Genomic DNA, 16,157 nt, shown 5'->3' on the forward strand with positions numbered 1-16,157 from the left:
ATTGATGGAGCCTATGATTGTGCATGAGCGGAGGGGTTTCTCAACAGCCTGCTAGATCGATCGGTCCAGCCGGACAGCCGGAACACTTAGGAAGCCTCTGAACAAGTCCTGGCACCATCGCTTTTGTACTCGGCACCAGATCTCCACAACCCCGGAATCAAAAGCAGATATCGAGTTGTTCAGAGGTTCCTGGGCATCACATCAATAGCCGCTACCACGCTTCCAGCGCCCGCTTGGCATTCGCATAGACGCGGCTCTTTGCATTGCTGCCTTCCGCAAGCCCGCCAACCGCCGTTTCGAGCAGCGGCTTTGCCGCCGCGGAATCACCGCGCCGCGCCAGCAGCACGCCGCGCAAGGCATCGACGCGCAGCGTCCATTTGCCGTCGGCGCCGGCGGCTTCGAGTGCGGTCGGATCGAGCATGGCGATCAGGCGGCCTGCTTCGTCGAGGTTTCCGAGTTCCAGCGTGATCGCCGCGAGCCAGTAGGCCGCAGTCTGGCTTTGTGGATTTTTTTCACCGAACTGCGCAGTGAGCCTGTCATACGCCGGGCGCATGCGGACCTCCGCGTCCTTGGCGTTGCCGCTCTCGAACAGCACCTGGCCCCAGTTGATCGCGGTGAGCGAGCTGGTGTTGTGCGCTTCGCCGAACTTGGCGCGGAAGCCTTCGTGCACGCGCTGGGCGTAGTCCAGCGCCTTGGGCCAGTCGCTGCGCTGCGAGGCGATGTCGAACAGGTCGCTGAGCACCATGAGGTTGCGCGTGTGCTCGGCGCCGAGCAGCGTGACGATGGTCTTCTGCGCCTCGACCAGTTCGGACTCGGCGCGCACAAGATCGCCCTCGAGCGTATAGGTGCGCGCGACCGCTGCCCTGGCGAACGCGGCAACGAGGCCGTTGTCGTCGCCGCGCGCGCCGATCTCGGCGATCAGATCCTGCCCCTCGGCGCGCGCCTCGGCGGGCTTGCCGGTCTGGGTCAGCGCGTTGATGAGGTCCATGCGCATCGAGTCGCGCTGGGTCACATTGTCGGGCTCCGCCTGGCGCAGCAGCGGGATCGCCGTGCGGTAGTGCGGCAGCGCCTTGGCGTATTCGGCCCGGTTCATGTGATAGATGCCCCAGGCTGAGGCGACGAGGTAGGTCGCATAGGGATCCGACGTGCCGGCCGTGAGACCGTCCAGCGTCGTGAGTTGTTCGAGCGACTCGTCGAACTTCGAGGTGCGCGTCAGCAGCCGCGTGAGCAGCGTGCGCGCCTTGAGCGCATCGCGGCTGCCCGCGCCGGCGGCGCTTTCGTACAGGGCCAGGGCCTGGCGCGCCTCGGCTTCGGCTTCGGGCAGCAGCTCCAGCATGTTGAACAGCGTCGCAAGGCTGGTGCGGATCGAGGCCTCGGTCAGCGGCTGCGCGCCGAAGCGCTTCGACACGCGGTCGCGCGCGCCAAGTAGCACGTCCTTCAGCGAGGCGCTCTGCCCCTTCGCGACGACCAGCGGATTGGAGCGGCCGATCAGGTCTTCGTTGAGAAAGCGGTTGATCGCGGTGGCGCGGTCGAGCTCCTGCTGCGCCGCGTTGCGCGCGCGCACAGCAGTCTGGTAGAGGCCCGACACGACGAGGACGCCGGCAACGAGTGCTCCGACCAATGCGATCAGATACGGCCGCCGAGCGCGGCTGCGGGCGAGCGCTTCGCGCGCGCTGCGCGACAGTTCGTCGAGGTGCAGTGCCTGCGCGGCCTGCACGCGGCGATGCTCGCGATCACGCAGGCGTGCGGCGAATTCGGCGACGCTGGCCAGACGGCGTTCGGGATTGCCGTCGGTCGCCAGGCGGATGTCCTCGCGCAGCAATTCGTCAGGGACATCCTGCTCCCAGCCCGAGACCATGGGCTTGGTGAGGTGCCCGGCCAGCAGCTGGTACAGCAGGATGCCGAGCGCGAACACGTCGCTCTGCACCGTAGGGGCATGTCCGGCGAAGACTTCCGGCGCCACGTACAGCGGCGTGCCGGCCGATGAATCCGTCGCGATGCTCTGCGTCACGGTCAGGCCGAGCTGGGTGATGCCCAGCGTTTCCAACCGCTCCGGATCGAGCAGGCGGCCGCTGCCGAAATCGGTCAGGCGGATGTGGCAGCCGTGTTCCTCGGCGGCGATCAGCACGTTGGCGGGTTTGAGGTCCTTGTGCAGCACACCGACGCCGTGGGCCGCGGCAACCGCGTCGGCGACCTGCAGGAACAGCGCGACGCGTTCCTCCTGGCCCAGCGGCGCCAGCCCGCTCTCGGACCACTCGAGCAGGCTCTGGCCGCCGAAATGGCATTCGAGGAAAAACGGCGGGTTCTCGAAATTCCAGTCGATGATGTCGACGAAGTGGGAGCGGTCGTCGAGGCTTTCCTGCAGCACGCGCGACAGCGTCGCCTCGCGCTTGAGCGACCGCAGCCGGTCGCCGTCGGTGCCGAACTTGTAGACCCGCTTCTCGCGCGTCTTGGCGTGCTCGGCCAGCCAGACCTCGCTGCCGCGATTGCTGCCAAGCTGACGGCGCAGCAGGAAATTGTCTCGCCCCGGCACGGCCTGGCCAGCAGCAAGTTCGAGCCGGCTGGACAGGCGGCGGCCCACGGCGATGCGCTCGATCGCGCCGTCCAGGCGATAGCCGACACGGGCCTGGGTCAGCAGGCGCTCGGCATTGGCCTCGCCGAGCGCGCGGCGCAGCTTGTTGACCGCGTTGGGCAGCACCTTGTCGACGGTGATGCGGCCGGCCCAGACCTCGCGCAGCAGTTCTTCCTTGGTCACCACCTCGCCAGCGTGGCGCAGCAGATAGGCGAGCACTTCGAGCGCGCGCCGCTCGACCTCGACCGGCAAGCCGGCGACGCGCAGCTCGAAGCGCGCCTCGTCGAATTCGGCCGTGCCGAAGCGGTAGCAGTACGAGTGGCGTTCGGGGATATCTGATGGTGTGTTCATGCGTTTCAAAGGCGCGGCAAGGCGGTGAAATCCCCCAATCGCCGGTGCGCTGGCCCGACCGGGAAGGCGGTAAGCCCATCGCACTGCCAGGGCCTGGAGAGGTTTGACGGTGGGACGGCCCGGGGCAAAACCCGGCGGCGGAGCGTACCGAAGTGGCCGCGGTCCGCGCCGTTACCCATCCGTTACCACGGCGTTATCCGTCCGTGCCTACGAATGTCGTCGTGAACACTAGCATGCGCCCCACTTGCGCAGCCGTACCGCGGCCGGCACGGCCCGACGGGCGCCTGCACAGGGAAAAGCCCGTAATGAGGAACACGCACATGCTGAACCGGAAACTCGCCGCCGCCCTCGCCGTGGCCATCCTCCACGCGCCGCTGACCAGCGCGCAGACCATCAACTGGACCGTCGTCGCCGGCGAAGACGGCCGTGTCATCAGCGCCGGCCTGCCCGATGGCACCGGCCGCGGCATCGCCGACAGCATCCTCGGCGACATCGGCCGCGACCAGGTCGGCTTCCGTATCTCCAGCCCCGGCAACCTCGCCGGCTACTGGGCCTATCAGCAAGGCGCGTTCGCGCGCATGACCGAGCTCGGTGTCAGCACGAGCCGCGGCCCGGGCCGCAGTGGCAGCGAAGCCGCCCACGTATTCCTGAACGTCTACACCGGCAACGGCGCTGCGGCACCCGACGGACAGCGCGCCTTCTCCGGCCGCGCCGGCGAAGCCGGCAACACCGCGACGGCGACGTATGGCGTGTGGCGCTGGGATACCGCACGCAATGTCGAGGCCGCACGCACGCTGACCGACGGTCCGCTGGGTCCGGGCCTGGGCACGGGCTGGGATTTCCCGAACGATTCGGGCTTCGCGGTCGCACGCTCGCTCAACGGCGGCGGCATCCTCATGGACGTCAGCCTGAAGAGCCCGACCGGCGGCAGCAGCCGCGGTATCGTCAAGCATGTCGCCGGACAGGGCAACGTACCCTGCCTGCGCATCGGCGCGACCGAGACCGCGCTGGCACCTGGACTGATCGCAGGCGATTCGTTCCAGACGCCGTACTCGATCGACGGCAACCTTGCCGTGACCGCGGCCGGCCGCGTCTACGGCGTATTCAACGCGAGCGGCTCGCGCGCCGGTATCTGGGAAATCTGCAACGGCGCGCCGCGCGTGATCGCGGTGAACGGCCAGACCGGCGCCAAGGGACCGTCCATCGGCATCGCGACGGCAACGTTCACCACGTCGATGGAAGCGCCGTATCCTGGCCTTCCGGGGCAGTTTTATTTCTTCAGCTACTTCCGCCGCACCAACGCGGCGAACAGCGAATACGGCCTGTTCTGGAACGACGGCACCAACAACCGCCCGATGGCCTTCGCCGACGCATCCGGCTACTACGGCCCGAACTGGGCCGACGCGACCTGGCGCAACTTCGACACCACGTCACTGAGCACCAGCGGCGGCTATGCGGCCTTCAGCGCCAGCGTAAACACCACCGACAGCACGCCGACCGGCTTCTGGCGCGTGCGGGCCGGCCAGCGTCCGCAACTGCTCGCGCTGATCGGCCTGACCGGCGAGTACGGCCCCGAACTGAACCGCACCTGGCGCAGCTTCGGTGCCAGCGCCGTGATGAGCAACGGCGACCTGCTGCTCGAAGCGCGCACCGATCCCGGCGATACCTATGCGCTGTGGCTGCTGGAAGTCGGCCGCGCGCCGCGCAAAATTCTCGCGCCGGGCCAGGCTATCCCGATGGCGACCACCACGGGTACGGTGCAGACCACCGTCTCGGATTTCGACATCGCCAACGGCGGCTCCGACCACAGCCGTGGCCGCGACCTGTGGGTCGGTGCCGACGGCACCGTCCTGATCAACGCCAGCGTGCCCAACTACGGCGACGTGCTGCTGACCGCAAGGACATCCGATCGCATCTTCAGGACGGACTTCGAGTAGTCCCGTCGATTTCGCTTTCGAAGGCCGCGGCGGGCACGGACGCACGCCTCGGCGCGACAGGAATCGTCGCGGCCTTCGAGTTTTGTACAGCAGTGCCGCGAGCCCAGTGCGGTCATCTGCCGACCCCTCCAGGCTTGCGGCGGGCTGCGCTATGCAAGTGATCGCGACGCACCTTATGCGAACCCTCTGCTGATCCACACAGTCCCGCCTTCGGGCGCTTGGCACGCGAGGCGGAATCGGCTTGTCATTGGCTTCCGGCGCAACGCGAACGGGCCAAGCCCTTCGTCCTGCCTGCACCATCAAGGATTCCGCCATGCGCCGTATCTCCCCTGCCCAGCCGACATCGCCCCGTTGCCTCAACGCCGCTTCGTCGCGGCACCCTTTCGCTGTGCGTTCGATGCTGATGCTGATCGTGTGCGCCGTTGCCGCGGCTGACACACAAGCGTCTGCTGCCGGCACATGCGAAGCCAATTTCGCCAAAAGCGGCAGCGCGTTCAGCGGTACGCAGTACACGAGCACGATCACGGTCGACAACCTCGGCACTACCGATGCACTGAATCAATTGCGCGGGATCATGATTGCGGAAAAGATGGACGTGATCACCGAGGACCCCGAGGGCGGCACGCTGCTGGTGGAGCAACGCGCGACCGCGACCACGCGCGCAATTCCGACGCTGGTCTCCGTTACCGGCAAGGGCACGTCGACCCGGATCGACATGATGATAAAGATCGACAAGGGCGTGCTGGCCAAGCAGGAAGACATCAAGCGCTATCTGTGCGAACTGCTGGCAAAGGCGCAGGGCGGCGAAGCCGGCCGGCTCGCGGCGACTCAGGGGAGCAAGGCGCAGAACGCCGAATTCTCGGCGCAGAAAGACGCTTTCGTGTTTTCGATGGAGATTGCCAATGAAGCCAAAGCCAATGCCGTCGCCCTGAATGCACGCCACAAAGGACGCACGTACACGCTCAGCGGCAAGATCGACTACATCCAGCAGGACGGCGACGACTACAACGTGTCGTTCGAGATTCCCGAGATGCGCAACCGCGCGCTGAGCCCCTTGCCCGGCCAGGCCAATTTCCGCGTTGGCCTGGCCTGTCTTTTCCGGCCCAATCAGCTCGCCACGGTGCTGACGCTGCGCGAGAAACAGCGCGTCACCTTGACCGGCACCTTCTATCGCTATGACGACTTCAAGAAAGTCGCCTGGTTGGAAAACTGCAAGCAGGTGCGGTGAACGCCCCCACTTTCTCGCAACGACCTGGCTGGAGGCCTGGCGGAGGCCTTCACCCACCTGACGTGCGGTCACGCCCCTGTCGTCGTTCCGAAAACGGCAGGCTAGCGCGACGATTGTGCCAACCACTTCGCTGATGAGGCGAATCTCGACAAGCTGCCAACACACGCAGCCGTGGGCCCGGGAGCGCGATTGGCCGACTCAGGACCCGCTCACGACCGGCGCACCAGCAGCGGATGCACGATCACAGCGGCGACGATCATGGTGACGCCGAAATAGAACGCTGCACCGAGCTGGCTCTGTTCGCCGAACAGCACGGCGGCAATCGCGATCGCATAGACCGGTTCCAGGTTGATCGCGAGCTGCGCCGTGAACGCGCTGATCTGGCGCAGCGCGACCAGCGACAGCGCGAACGGCAGCAAGGTGCAGCCGTATGCCAGCACCACGAGCAGCACCGCGTCGCGCATGCCGGGCAGCGGAAACAGCGCGCCGTCGTGCGGCAGCAACGGCGCGCACAGCGTCAGCAGCAGCGTGCCGGCACCCAGTTCCACCGCGGTCACGCTGAGCGCGTCGGCCTGCTGCACGTAGCGTTTGTTGAGCGCCGAGAAGGTCGAGGCGAGGAACGCCGACAGCACGCCGACGGCCAGGCCGAGCTGCATGCCCGGCGGCGTGCCGCCGACCACGAGCAGCACGCCCGGCACCACGAATAGGCCAAGGCCGAGTTCGCGCCAGTCGAACGCGCGCTGCGCGATCCACGGTTCGACTACGGCGAGGAAGATCGGGCACAGCGCCATCGCGATCACCGCGACCGACGCGTTGGCGAGCTTGATCGCACCGTAGAACGTCAGCCAGTGCAGCGCGACCACGCAGCCGATGCCGGCATAGATCGCAATGAGGCGCCAAGGCAGCGCGCGCAGGCTGCGCCACACGCGCGGCAGCAGCAGCACGGTGACGCTGACCAGCAGCATGCGCCACCAGACCAGCGCCGTCGCCGGCAGGCTGATCAGCTTGCCGAGTATGGCCGTGAGGCCCCACAGCAGCACGCAGAAATGAATCTGAAGCAATGCGCGGGAATGCGCGGAAACAGGCAAGCGGCACCGGTCTGTGTGGACGAAGCGGCGAGCATGCCAGCTCCGCGCGGCGCGCGCCGCTGCATGAGGTCGCGAGCGCACGCGCGACGCATGCTACGCGACGTCATCGAAGCATGCACCGCGCGCTACGGCAGCAGCGGGAACCCAAGCAGCGAACCGGCGATCGTCGCGACCACGACCGTGTCGCCGGCCAGCACCGGTGATCCGGCGATGCCCCACTGGTGCCCTCCGGTATCGGCCAGCGGACGGCGCGCGACGTGACGGCCGGTCTTGCGATCGAGCACGCTGAAGCTCGCCGCATGCCTGACGAAATACGGCGTGCCGCGGGCGGCACCGACGTAAAGGTATTTGTCGGTGACCAGAGGCGTGCCCCAGGTCCAGCCGTAGACGTCGCTGCGCCATAGCACATGGCCGTCGGCCGGATCGATCGCGCTGACCCGACGCAGGTCCGAGGAGCCGATGTAGATCACGCCATCGCGCACGACCGGCGTGGATTCGACCCACGATCCCCAGAAATACAGGCGCCACTTCGTCTCGCCGCTGGCGGCGTCCAGCGACAGCAGGCCGGCACCGCGATTGCCCACGAGCACGCGGCCGTCGTGCACGACCGGCACGGCGTCGAGCGCCGCGCCGGTGTCGTTGCGCCACAGTTCGCGCCCACTCGCGCGGTCCAGCGCATAGACGAAGTGATCGGTGCTGGCGACATACAGGCGATCGTCTGCGACGGCCGCGGCGTTGCGGATGGCGCCGCGCGTATCGAAGCGCCAGCGGCGCTGGCCGCTGTCGGCGGCGACCGCATGGAAGCCGCCATCGCCGGCACCGACGTAGACCGTGTCGCCGAACACGAGTGGCTGTGCGCCCTGCCAGTCCCAGTCGTAGACCAGTGGATGCGGCAGCACGCGCGCGACATCACCGTCGCCGAGCGCATAGCGCCAGCGCTGCTTGCCGTCGCTGCGGTCCAGCCGATAAAGAACACCGTTGTCGGCGACCGCATAGACCGCGTCGGCGGCCAGCGCGACGCTCGCGAAGATCGGCGCACCGGCACTGAAGGTCCATAGCGACTTGCCGTCGCGCGTGTCGATCGCATTGACGACGCCGCCGGTCGTGCCGATGTAGGCCACGCCGTCGGCCACGACCGGCGAGGCATAGGCCTGTCCGCCCAGACGCGTCTCCCAGCGCGGCGCCGGCCCCTGCGACAAGGCCGGCGGTGGTTGTTCGACCGGCAGCCGCTTCGCGCGCGCGAACGTGGCCGCGCTGTTCGGCCCCGGATACGTTCCGCTCAGACGCTCGCCATCCAGCCGCAACGACAGCGCAAGTCCCTCGTGCACGACGCGATCGCCGTCGCGCTTCACCTCACCGCCCGGATCCACGTCGAAATAGTTCGATATGGGCTGGGTCAAGCGCAGCGTGAGCTTGCCGTCGGCGCCGCGCGTGATGTTGAGGCCAACCTCGACTTTCTCGCGCACGGAACCGGCCGTGCCCCACCAGAGTCCTTCGGCCGGGTCGCGCGCCGCGTCGGCGGCCGTGGCCGACACTGGCGCCAGCCACAGCGCGGCGATCGGCAGCAACCGAACCACGCGCTCGATCGTCGTTGCCGCGCCGAGCAGGCGCACGCGTGCCTTCGATGACATGCCGGGCATGATCGTCTCTCCTCGCTATTTTCTGCGGCCGGCCGGCGCGGTCGCGGCGGCTTCTCCCGAGAACAGACTAATGCGCCGTCGCGCGCCTCACCGCGTGCTCAAGGACACGGCCAGTTTGCGAAAATCACGCGCTCGCCGCGGCGCGCCTGCGGGGCGAACGCCAGAAGACTGATAGGTCGACGTGAGGCGCCCACGCTGACGGCGGCTCTGCCGTGATTGCTGCAGATCGCGGCCGTCTCTGCCGGAGAAGCGCCACGCCGCAGTCGATCACCGCAACAGGCGCGGCGCAGCGGACAGGCTCGACAACCCGGCATCACCGCACACACCGGATCTCGACGCGCCGTGTGCATACTCGCGAGCACGCGGCGTGCGGCCGGGAGCGGCAATGCCGTGCCGCGCTGCCAAGGATTGCCTCACTGCCCGCGCGAGCCGCCCATGCCCGAGACGACTGAGACCACGCCCGGCGGAACTGCTGCCGGCCCCGCGGGCAAGCCCAGCCTGCGCGAGCGCTTCGACGCGCTGCGCAACCTGCCGCCGTTCCTGCGCCAGATCTGGGCGACGAGTCCGCCACTGACCACACTCAGCCTGCTGTTGCGCCTGCTGCGGGCATTCGTGCCGATCGCGTTGCTGTATGTCGGCAAGCTCATCATCGACGAGGCGGTGCGGGTCGCCGGCAGCGGCGTAGTCCTCGATTCGCTGGACGCCGCCTGGCGCGCCGGCACGCTCGACACGCTGCTGACCTTGCTGTTGCTGGAATTCGGCCTCGCCATCGGCTCGGACCTGCTCGGCCGACTGATCAGCTACGGCGACGGCCTGCTGTCGGAACTGTTCACCAACGCCACCAGCGTGCGCCTCATGGAGCACGCCGCGACGCTGGACCTCGAGGACTTCGAGGATCCCGACCTGCAGGACAAGCTCGACCGCGCGCGACGCCAGACCATGGGTCGCATGAACCTCATGAGCCAGCTGTTCGACCAGGTGCAGGACGCGATCACCGTGGTCAGCTTCGGCATCGGCCTGCTCGTCTACGCGCCCTGGCTGATCCTGCTGCTGGCCGTCGCACTGGTGCCGGCCTTCATCGGCGAGGCCCACTTCAATGCGCTGGGTTATTCGCTCAACTACGCCTGGACGCCGGAGCGGCGCCAGCTCGAATACGTGCGCCAGATGGGCGCGAGCGTGGAGACGGCAAAAGAAGTCAAGATTTTTAATCTCCACAAATACCTTATTGCGCGCTATCGCGACCTGGCCTCGCGCCTGTTCGAGGCCAACCGCGCTCTCGCCCGGCGGCGCGCGTTCTGGGGCACGCTGCTCGCCGCGCTCGGCACGCTGGGCTACTACGTGGCCTACGCCTACATCGCCTGGCGCACGATCAAGGGCGATTTCAGCATCGGCGACCTGACCTTTCTCGCCGGCAGCTTCCGCCGCCTGCGCCAGCTGCTCGAAGGCCTGCTCGTCGGCTTTTCCCAGGTCGCGGGGCAGGCGCTGTATCTCGACGACCTGTTCTCGTTCTTCGAGATCAAGCCCGAGATCGCCTCGCCGGCGAACCCGCAGGCGGTGCCGCAGCCGATCCGACAGGGCTTCGTTTTCGACAACGTCGGCTTCCGCTATCCCGATGCACAGCGCTGGGCGCTGCGCGGACTCAGCTTCGAACTGCACGCTGGCGAAGTGCTGGCCCTGGTCGGCGAGAACGGCGCCGGCAAGACCACGCTGGTCAAGCTGCTCGCGCGCCTGTACGACCCCGACGAAGGCCGCATCCTGCTCGACGGCATCGATCTGCGCGACTACGACATCGACGCGCTGCGCGCGAGCATCGGCGTGATCTTCCAGGACTTCGTGCGCTATCACCTGACTGCCGGCGAGAACATCGGCGTCGGCCAGATCGACGCGATGCACGACCGCGAACGCGTGCGTGAAGCCGCGCGACGCGCGCTCGCCGACCAGGTCATCGATGCCCTGCCCGACGGCTACGACCAGCTGATCGGCCGGCGCTTCAAGAACGGCGTCGACCTCTCCGGCGGCCAGTGGCAGAAGATCGCGATCGCGCGCGCCTACATGCGCGACGCCCAGGTCATGATCCTCGACGAACCCACCGCCGCCCTCGATGCGCGCGCCGAGTTCGAAGTGTTCCAGCGCTTCAAGGAACTCTCCGACCAGCGCACGGCCGTGCTGATCTCGCACCGGTTCTCCAGCGTGCGTATGGCCGACCGCATCCTCGTCCTGGCCGACGGCAAGGTCGAAGCCAGCGGCACGCACGAGCAGCTCATGGCCCAGGGCGGGCGCTATGCGGAGCTGTTCGAACTGCAGGCGGCGGGGTATCGGTGAGCGGCAACGTCGCCTGACCGCGATCGCCGAACCCGCCGCAGGAATCCGCAACGATCCCTGAGAGGGCGCGCGCCGTGACAAATCCACGCGCCGCGGCGAATAGGTAGACCGAGCCCCGCGCTCGCCCCTCCCTACTCCGGAATCGCCGTCATGCACATATCCCTTTCTGTCGCCGCGGCCGACGACGCACGCCTGCCCGGTGCGGCGGCGCTGCCGCCGGCAAACATTTCACGGGTGCCGCTGTGACATTTCCACACGCCACGGCGAATAAGCTGGCGGGAGCCAGTCCGGCCCCGTCCCGATCATCCGAGTCCATGAGCCCCACGCACCGCGACGACGCGTTTCTCGCGCAACTGCAGCTGCACAAGACGATCCTGTACAAGGTCGCCAATGCCTACTGCCGCCGGCGCGAGGACCGCGGCGACCTGATCCAGGAAATCCTCATCGAACTGTGGCGGGCGTGGCCGCGCTTCGATCGCGGCGCCGCATTCGCCGGCTGGATGCAGCGCATCGCGATCAATGTCGCGATCTCGTTCTTCCGCGGCGAAAGCCGGCGCATCCGCGACGCGCTGCCGATCGAGGACTTCGGCATGGACCTCGCCGCCGCCGACCGCGTGCTCGACGTGGAGGGCGACGACCTGCGCGCGCTGCATCAGCTGATCGCACGCCTGGACGAGGTCAACCGCGCGCTGATCCTGCTTTACCTCGAAGGGTATTCGCAGGAGGAGATGGCCTCGCTCGTTGGCTTGAGCGCGACCAACGTCGCGACCCGCATCAACCGCATCAAGCAGAAGCTGCAGCGCGACTACGCCGCGGCGGAGGAAAGCCCGTGAATACGCTGGATCTGGATCGTCTCAAGGACCGCTGGTCGGCACAGGGCCGCGAACTCGACGCACAGCTGACGCTCGATCTGAACGCCGTGCGCGGCCTGCAGACCGCGCGCACGCGATCGACGCTGGGCCGGCACCGTGGCGGCCTGCTGCTGCAACTGCTGACGGGTGCGGCCGGCATCGGCCTGCTCGCCCTGTTCGCGCTGCGTCACGGCAGCGAGTGGCCGTACCTGCTCGCCGCGTTGCCGCTGCTCGGCCTGCTGCTCGTGCATTTCATCGTCGATGCCCGACAGTGGCTTGCGGTGAAGCGCATCGACTACAGCGCGCCGGTGGTGGAACTTCGTGGGACGCTGGACACCCTGCTGCAGCGCCGCCTGCAGCTCGTGCGCGCGGTCGTCTACGTTTCGCCGCTGATCTGGTGGCTGATCGTCATGGTCGTCGTCAAGGGGCTGTGGGACATCGATCTGCTGGACTGGATACATCCCAGTGTGTTGCCGCTCTCGGCGCTGGCCGGCGTGGCCGTCATCGCGATCCTCGAGGTGGCTTCGCAGGCGATCGCGCGACGCTTCCCGAACGCAGCGGCGCTGCGTCGCTTTCTCGACGACCTCGCCGGGCCCACGTTCCAGCGCGCGAGCGAACAGGTCGAGAGCCGGCTGCGCTTCGAGCGCGCGGTCAGCGAAAACGGCGCGCAGCGCGCGCTGGGTTCACGCTCAGAGCGGCTCGTCGAGCCCCTGGAAACCGCGCGCGCTGGACGGCAACGGCGCGTCAGCCTCGGACTGTGGCTGGTCTCGGTGCTGATCGTGCTCAGCGGCAGCTTCAACGCAGCGCACGGCGGCCAGGCAAGCGCCCTGCTGCCCGGCGTGCTGCTGCACGTATGCGCCATCGTCTGGCTGATCGCGAGCGTGCGGCATCGCGTGGCGCTCGGCCGCCTGGTGCCCGATAGGGACGACGTGCGCGGCTGGGGCGAACACCTTCACAGCGTGGTGCGCGCACGGCGCGTGCTGTTGCAGGCCTACGTCATCGCATCGCCGCTGCTGGTTGCCGCACTGCTGCAGGTGTTCGGCCTCGCGTTCGGCGCGGTCGATCTGTGGCAGTCGCTGGGACTCGCGCTGAGGCTGGGCCTGGGTGCCGTCGTTGCGGTCGCAATCACGCTGCTGTTCCTGCGCAGGCAGCGGCGACGCGATGCCTTTGCCTCCGCGGCGGTGGAGGCGCTGAGCCTGGCCACGCTGGAGCGCAGCACCCGCGTGGCCGAGGCCGCCATCGCCAGCGACGACGACACCCTGCGCGCACGCGACGCGGCCTGAAACCCCGGCCGGAAACGCCGAACGCTGCCGCCCGCACACAACCGGCGCGGCAGCGGGCGCACAATCGGCGCGGCCGGGCCGACCGGCAGAACTCGTGACCGGGGATTGCACGATGAAATGCCTGCCGCTCGCCGCCGCGCTGCTGTCGATGACGCTGTGCGCCAGCGCCGAACCACAGCCGCGCTTTCCGCCCGGCGCAGTATGGAACCGCAACATCGCCACCGCGCCGCTGCATCCGCAATCGGCGAGCATGATCTCGACGCTGACCGGCCTCGGCGGCTTCGGCTTCGGCCGCATGCAGATCGATTTCGGCATGCACGTGGTGCATGCACCCGCGGGCAGTCCGACACGGACCATCGTCGACTATCCCTACGACGACTATTACAGCCCCGACTGCGAACCGCTGGGTTCGAGCATGCCGGTGCCGGCGAATGCGGCGATCGAGAGCACGACCGGGCTGACCTGCGACAACGAAAACGAGGACTGCCACCTGCTCGTGGTCCAGGGCAGTACCTTGTACGAGGCATATCACGTCACGCAGAGCGGCGCGAACGCGCTCGAAGCGCAGTGCCTGGTCAAGTGGCATCTGACCGCGGTCTATCCGGGCCAGGGTCGCGGTGACCATTGCACCAGCGCCGATGCCGCCGGCTTCCCGATCGCACCGCTGCTGTTCAACGCCGATGACGTCCATGCGGCGATGCAGGTCGACGGCGATCTCGGCCACGCGCTGCGCTTCATCCTGCCGAATCCGCGCATGGCCAGCGACCTCTCGCTGGGCGGCGACGAAGGCAAGTTGTACGTCAGGCCTGCGACGCATGCCGGCGGTCCTTCCGGACCCGCCGCCAGCGTGCCCTACGGCGCCCGCCTGCGCCTGCGCACGGACTTTCCGTTCGCTGGCTACTCGCCAGCCGCGCAGGTGCTGCTGCGCACGATGCAGCGCTACGGCATCGTGCTCGCCGACGGCGGCAACATCGCGCTGACCGCGGAAAGCGATCGCTATACGACGCATGACTGGGACGAACTCGGCATCGGCTCGCGCCTGTTCGACCAGACGCCTGGCGCGCAGGACGTGCTACCAGCCGATTTCCACGTCATCGACACTGGCCCACGCATCGCCGAAACCTATGAGTGCGCACGCACTGATGTCGGCCCCGATACGATCTTCATCGACGGGCTCGAATAGCCATGCGGCCGGGCACGGCATGAAACGCTGCGACGCGACCCATAGGCTGCTGCGCGACGGTGTGCGCATGCCGCGCATCCTCTACGGCACGGCCTGGAAGAAGGCGCAGACCGCGACCTGGGTCGAGCGCGCGCTGGCCGCCGGCTTCGCCGGCATCGACACGGCCTGCCAGCCCAAGCACTACGACGAAGCCGGCGTCGGCGCCGGGATCGCCGCCTCCGCCGCTGCGCGCGCTGCCGTGGCAGCGACATCGAGCGATGCGCTGTATCTGCAGACCAAGTTCACGCCGCTCGCCGGACAAGATCCGGCACGCCTTCCCTACGACGCAAACGCGCCGCTCGCACAGCAGGTGACGCAATCCTTCGCTGTATCGCAGCGCAACCTCGGCCGCGAGCACCTGGCCGCATTGCTGTTGCATTCGCCGCTACGCGAGCGCGCCGGCCAGCGCGAAGTCTGGGGCGCGATGGAAACCCTGGTCGACAGCGGCCACGTCGGCCTCATCGGGATCAGCAACTGTTACGACCCGGCCGAGTTGCAGCGGCTCTGGCGCGAGGCGCGCATCAAGCCGTCCATCGTGCAGAACCGCTTCTACGCGCAGACCGGCTACGACAAGACCATCCGTTCGTTCTGCCGTGAGCACGGACTGGCCTACCAGAGCTTCTGGACCCTGAGCGCGAATCCGCACCTGCTATGTGACACGACGGTACTTGGCCTGGCCGCGGCGTATGCGCGCACGCCGGCGCAGATCCTGTTCCGCTACCTCGTGCAGCGCGACGTGGTGCCGCTGACCGGCACGACCTCCGAGGCCCATCTGCGCGAGAGCATCGAGGTGCTCGCGTTCGAACTGGACGCGCCGGACGCTGCGGCGATCGACGCGCTGCTGTAGCACGCTAGGCGCAGGGCAGGCCCTTGCCTTCGAACGCGTCGCCGAAGCCGCGCTTCACGCAGCTCGCAAACAGTTTCCGTTCCAGCGCATCCGAGCGCGCGCGATCGCGCGGCTGCGCGAACAGCGCGCGATCCTGCGACAACAGGCAGGCGGCTACGCCGGCCACCACGGGCGCTGCCATCGACGTGCCGCTCAGCGCGCCGTAGCGGTTGCCCGGCAGTGTCGAGACAATGCCGACCCCGGGTGCGATCACGTCGATGCGCTCGCCGGTGTTCGAGAACGCGGCGACGAATTCGTTCGCGTCGAGCGTCGACGCGGGCGTGGCGCGAACCGCGGTCGCGGCCGCGGACTGGGCCGGAAACGTACCGCGGCGGCCGAGCGCGGCGACGGCGATCGCATTCTCGTGCGCCGCCGGAAAACTCACGAAGGGCTTGCCGTCGTTGCCGGCGGCGATGATGACGAGCATGCCGTGGTTGCGCGCGTCCTGTATCGCCTCGGCCACGCCCGGGTCGGGCGGCCCACCACCGATGCTGAGGTTGATGATGTCGCACCCGTCCCGCGCGGCCTGCATCATCGCCTTGAGGATCGCGTAGTTGGTCGCGCCGCTCGCGGCTTCGCCGAACACGCGGTACGCGCGCAGCGTCACGCCCGGCGCGAGCGACTTCAGCGCGCCGTTGCCACCGATCACGCCGGCCACGTGCGTGCCGTGTCCGGATTCATCGGCGAAACGTCCCGACGGCAGACCGGTTACGGTGCAGCAGCCCTGGGGCTGCTGCCCATGGAGGGCCAGGTCGCGATGCGGCCCCACGCCGGTAT

General features: G+C 68.0%; 11 protein-coding genes. 7 read left to right on the forward strand and 4 right to left on the reverse strand.

The window, feature by feature from the left end; genetic code table 11:
• Positions 1 to 211: 211 nt before the first annotated feature.
• Positions 212 to 2,923, reverse strand: coding sequence for a winged helix-turn-helix domain-containing protein (locus RUU78_RS07325; RefSeq protein WP_313915136.1), 2,712 nt, complete (start codon positions 2,921 to 2,923; stop codon positions 212 to 214).
• 320 nt (positions 2,924 to 3,243) lie between these two features.
• Between RUU78_RS07325 and RUU78_RS07330 the strand changes: the two genes are divergently transcribed.
• Together RUU78_RS07330 and RUU78_RS07335 are read left to right on the forward strand one after the other, a co-directional pair.
• Positions 3,244 to 4,860 (forward strand): hypothetical protein, encoded by a 1,617-nt coding sequence (locus tag RUU78_RS07330; protein WP_313915138.1) that lies wholly within the window; start codon positions 3,244 to 3,246, stop codon positions 4,858 to 4,860.
• Between the two features lie 397 nt (positions 4,861 to 5,257).
• On the forward strand, positions 5,258 to 6,088 hold the full coding sequence (locus RUU78_RS07335; RefSeq protein WP_313915140.1) for a hypothetical protein: 831 nt from the start codon (positions 5,258 to 5,260) through the stop codon (positions 6,086 to 6,088).
• A gap of 209 nt (positions 6,089 to 6,297) precedes the next feature.
• On the opposite strand, the gene RUU78_RS07340 is transcribed toward RUU78_RS07335, so the two are convergent.
• Complete coding sequence (locus tag RUU78_RS07340) at positions 6,298 to 7,176, reverse strand: DMT family transporter (RefSeq protein WP_313915142.1); 879 nt, start codon at positions 7,174 to 7,176, stop codon at positions 6,298 to 6,300.
• 125 nt (positions 7,177 to 7,301) lie between these two features.
• On the reverse strand, positions 7,302 to 8,816 hold the full coding sequence (locus tag RUU78_RS07345; protein WP_313915144.1) for a PQQ-binding-like beta-propeller repeat protein: 1,515 nt from the start codon (positions 8,814 to 8,816) through the stop codon (positions 7,302 to 7,304).
• A 435-nt stretch (positions 8,817 to 9,251) separates the two neighbouring features.
• On the opposite strand from RUU78_RS07345, the gene RUU78_RS07350 reads away from it, so the two are divergent.
• The 5 genes from RUU78_RS07350 (at position 9,252) to RUU78_RS07370 (ending at position 15,341) form a co-directional block, all read left to right on the forward strand.
• Positions 9,252 to 11,138 (forward strand): ABC transporter ATP-binding protein, encoded by a 1,887-nt coding sequence (locus RUU78_RS07350; RefSeq protein ID WP_313915146.1) that lies wholly within the window; start codon positions 9,252 to 9,254, stop codon positions 11,136 to 11,138.
• A 314-nt stretch (positions 11,139 to 11,452) separates the two neighbouring features.
• Entirely contained in the window at positions 11,453 to 11,971 is a 519-nt protein-coding gene (locus RUU78_RS07355; protein WP_313915148.1) for an RNA polymerase sigma factor, read from the forward strand.
• Positions 11,968 to 13,272 (forward strand): hypothetical protein, encoded by a 1,305-nt coding sequence (locus RUU78_RS07360; RefSeq protein ID WP_313915150.1) that lies wholly within the window; start codon positions 11,968 to 11,970, stop codon positions 13,270 to 13,272. Before RUU78_RS07355 ends, RUU78_RS07360 begins: the two co-directional genes overlap by 4 nt.
• A gap of 112 nt (positions 13,273 to 13,384) precedes the next feature.
• The gene (locus tag RUU78_RS07365; RefSeq protein WP_313915151.1) at positions 13,385 to 14,455 is read left to right on the forward strand and encodes a hypothetical protein; all 1,071 of its coding nucleotides are present in this window, start codon (positions 13,385 to 13,387) and stop codon (positions 14,453 to 14,455) included.
• Positions 14,456 to 14,474: 19 nt separating this feature from the next.
• Positions 14,475 to 15,341, forward strand: a complete 867-nt coding sequence (locus RUU78_RS07370; protein WP_313915153.1) for an aldo/keto reductase — start codon at positions 14,475 to 14,477, stop codon at positions 15,339 to 15,341.
• A gap of 4 nt (positions 15,342 to 15,345) precedes the next feature.
• Here RUU78_RS07370 and RUU78_RS07375 read toward each other — a convergent pair.
• A partial coding sequence (locus RUU78_RS07375) for a S8 family serine peptidase (RefSeq protein ID WP_313915155.1) occupies positions 15,346 to 16,157 on the reverse strand: 812 nt, incomplete at its 5' end.

This window comes from Tahibacter sp., from assembly GCF_032229445.1.
In the GTDB taxonomy this organism is placed as follows: Bacteria; Pseudomonadota; Gammaproteobacteria; order Xanthomonadales; family Rhodanobacteraceae; genus Tahibacter.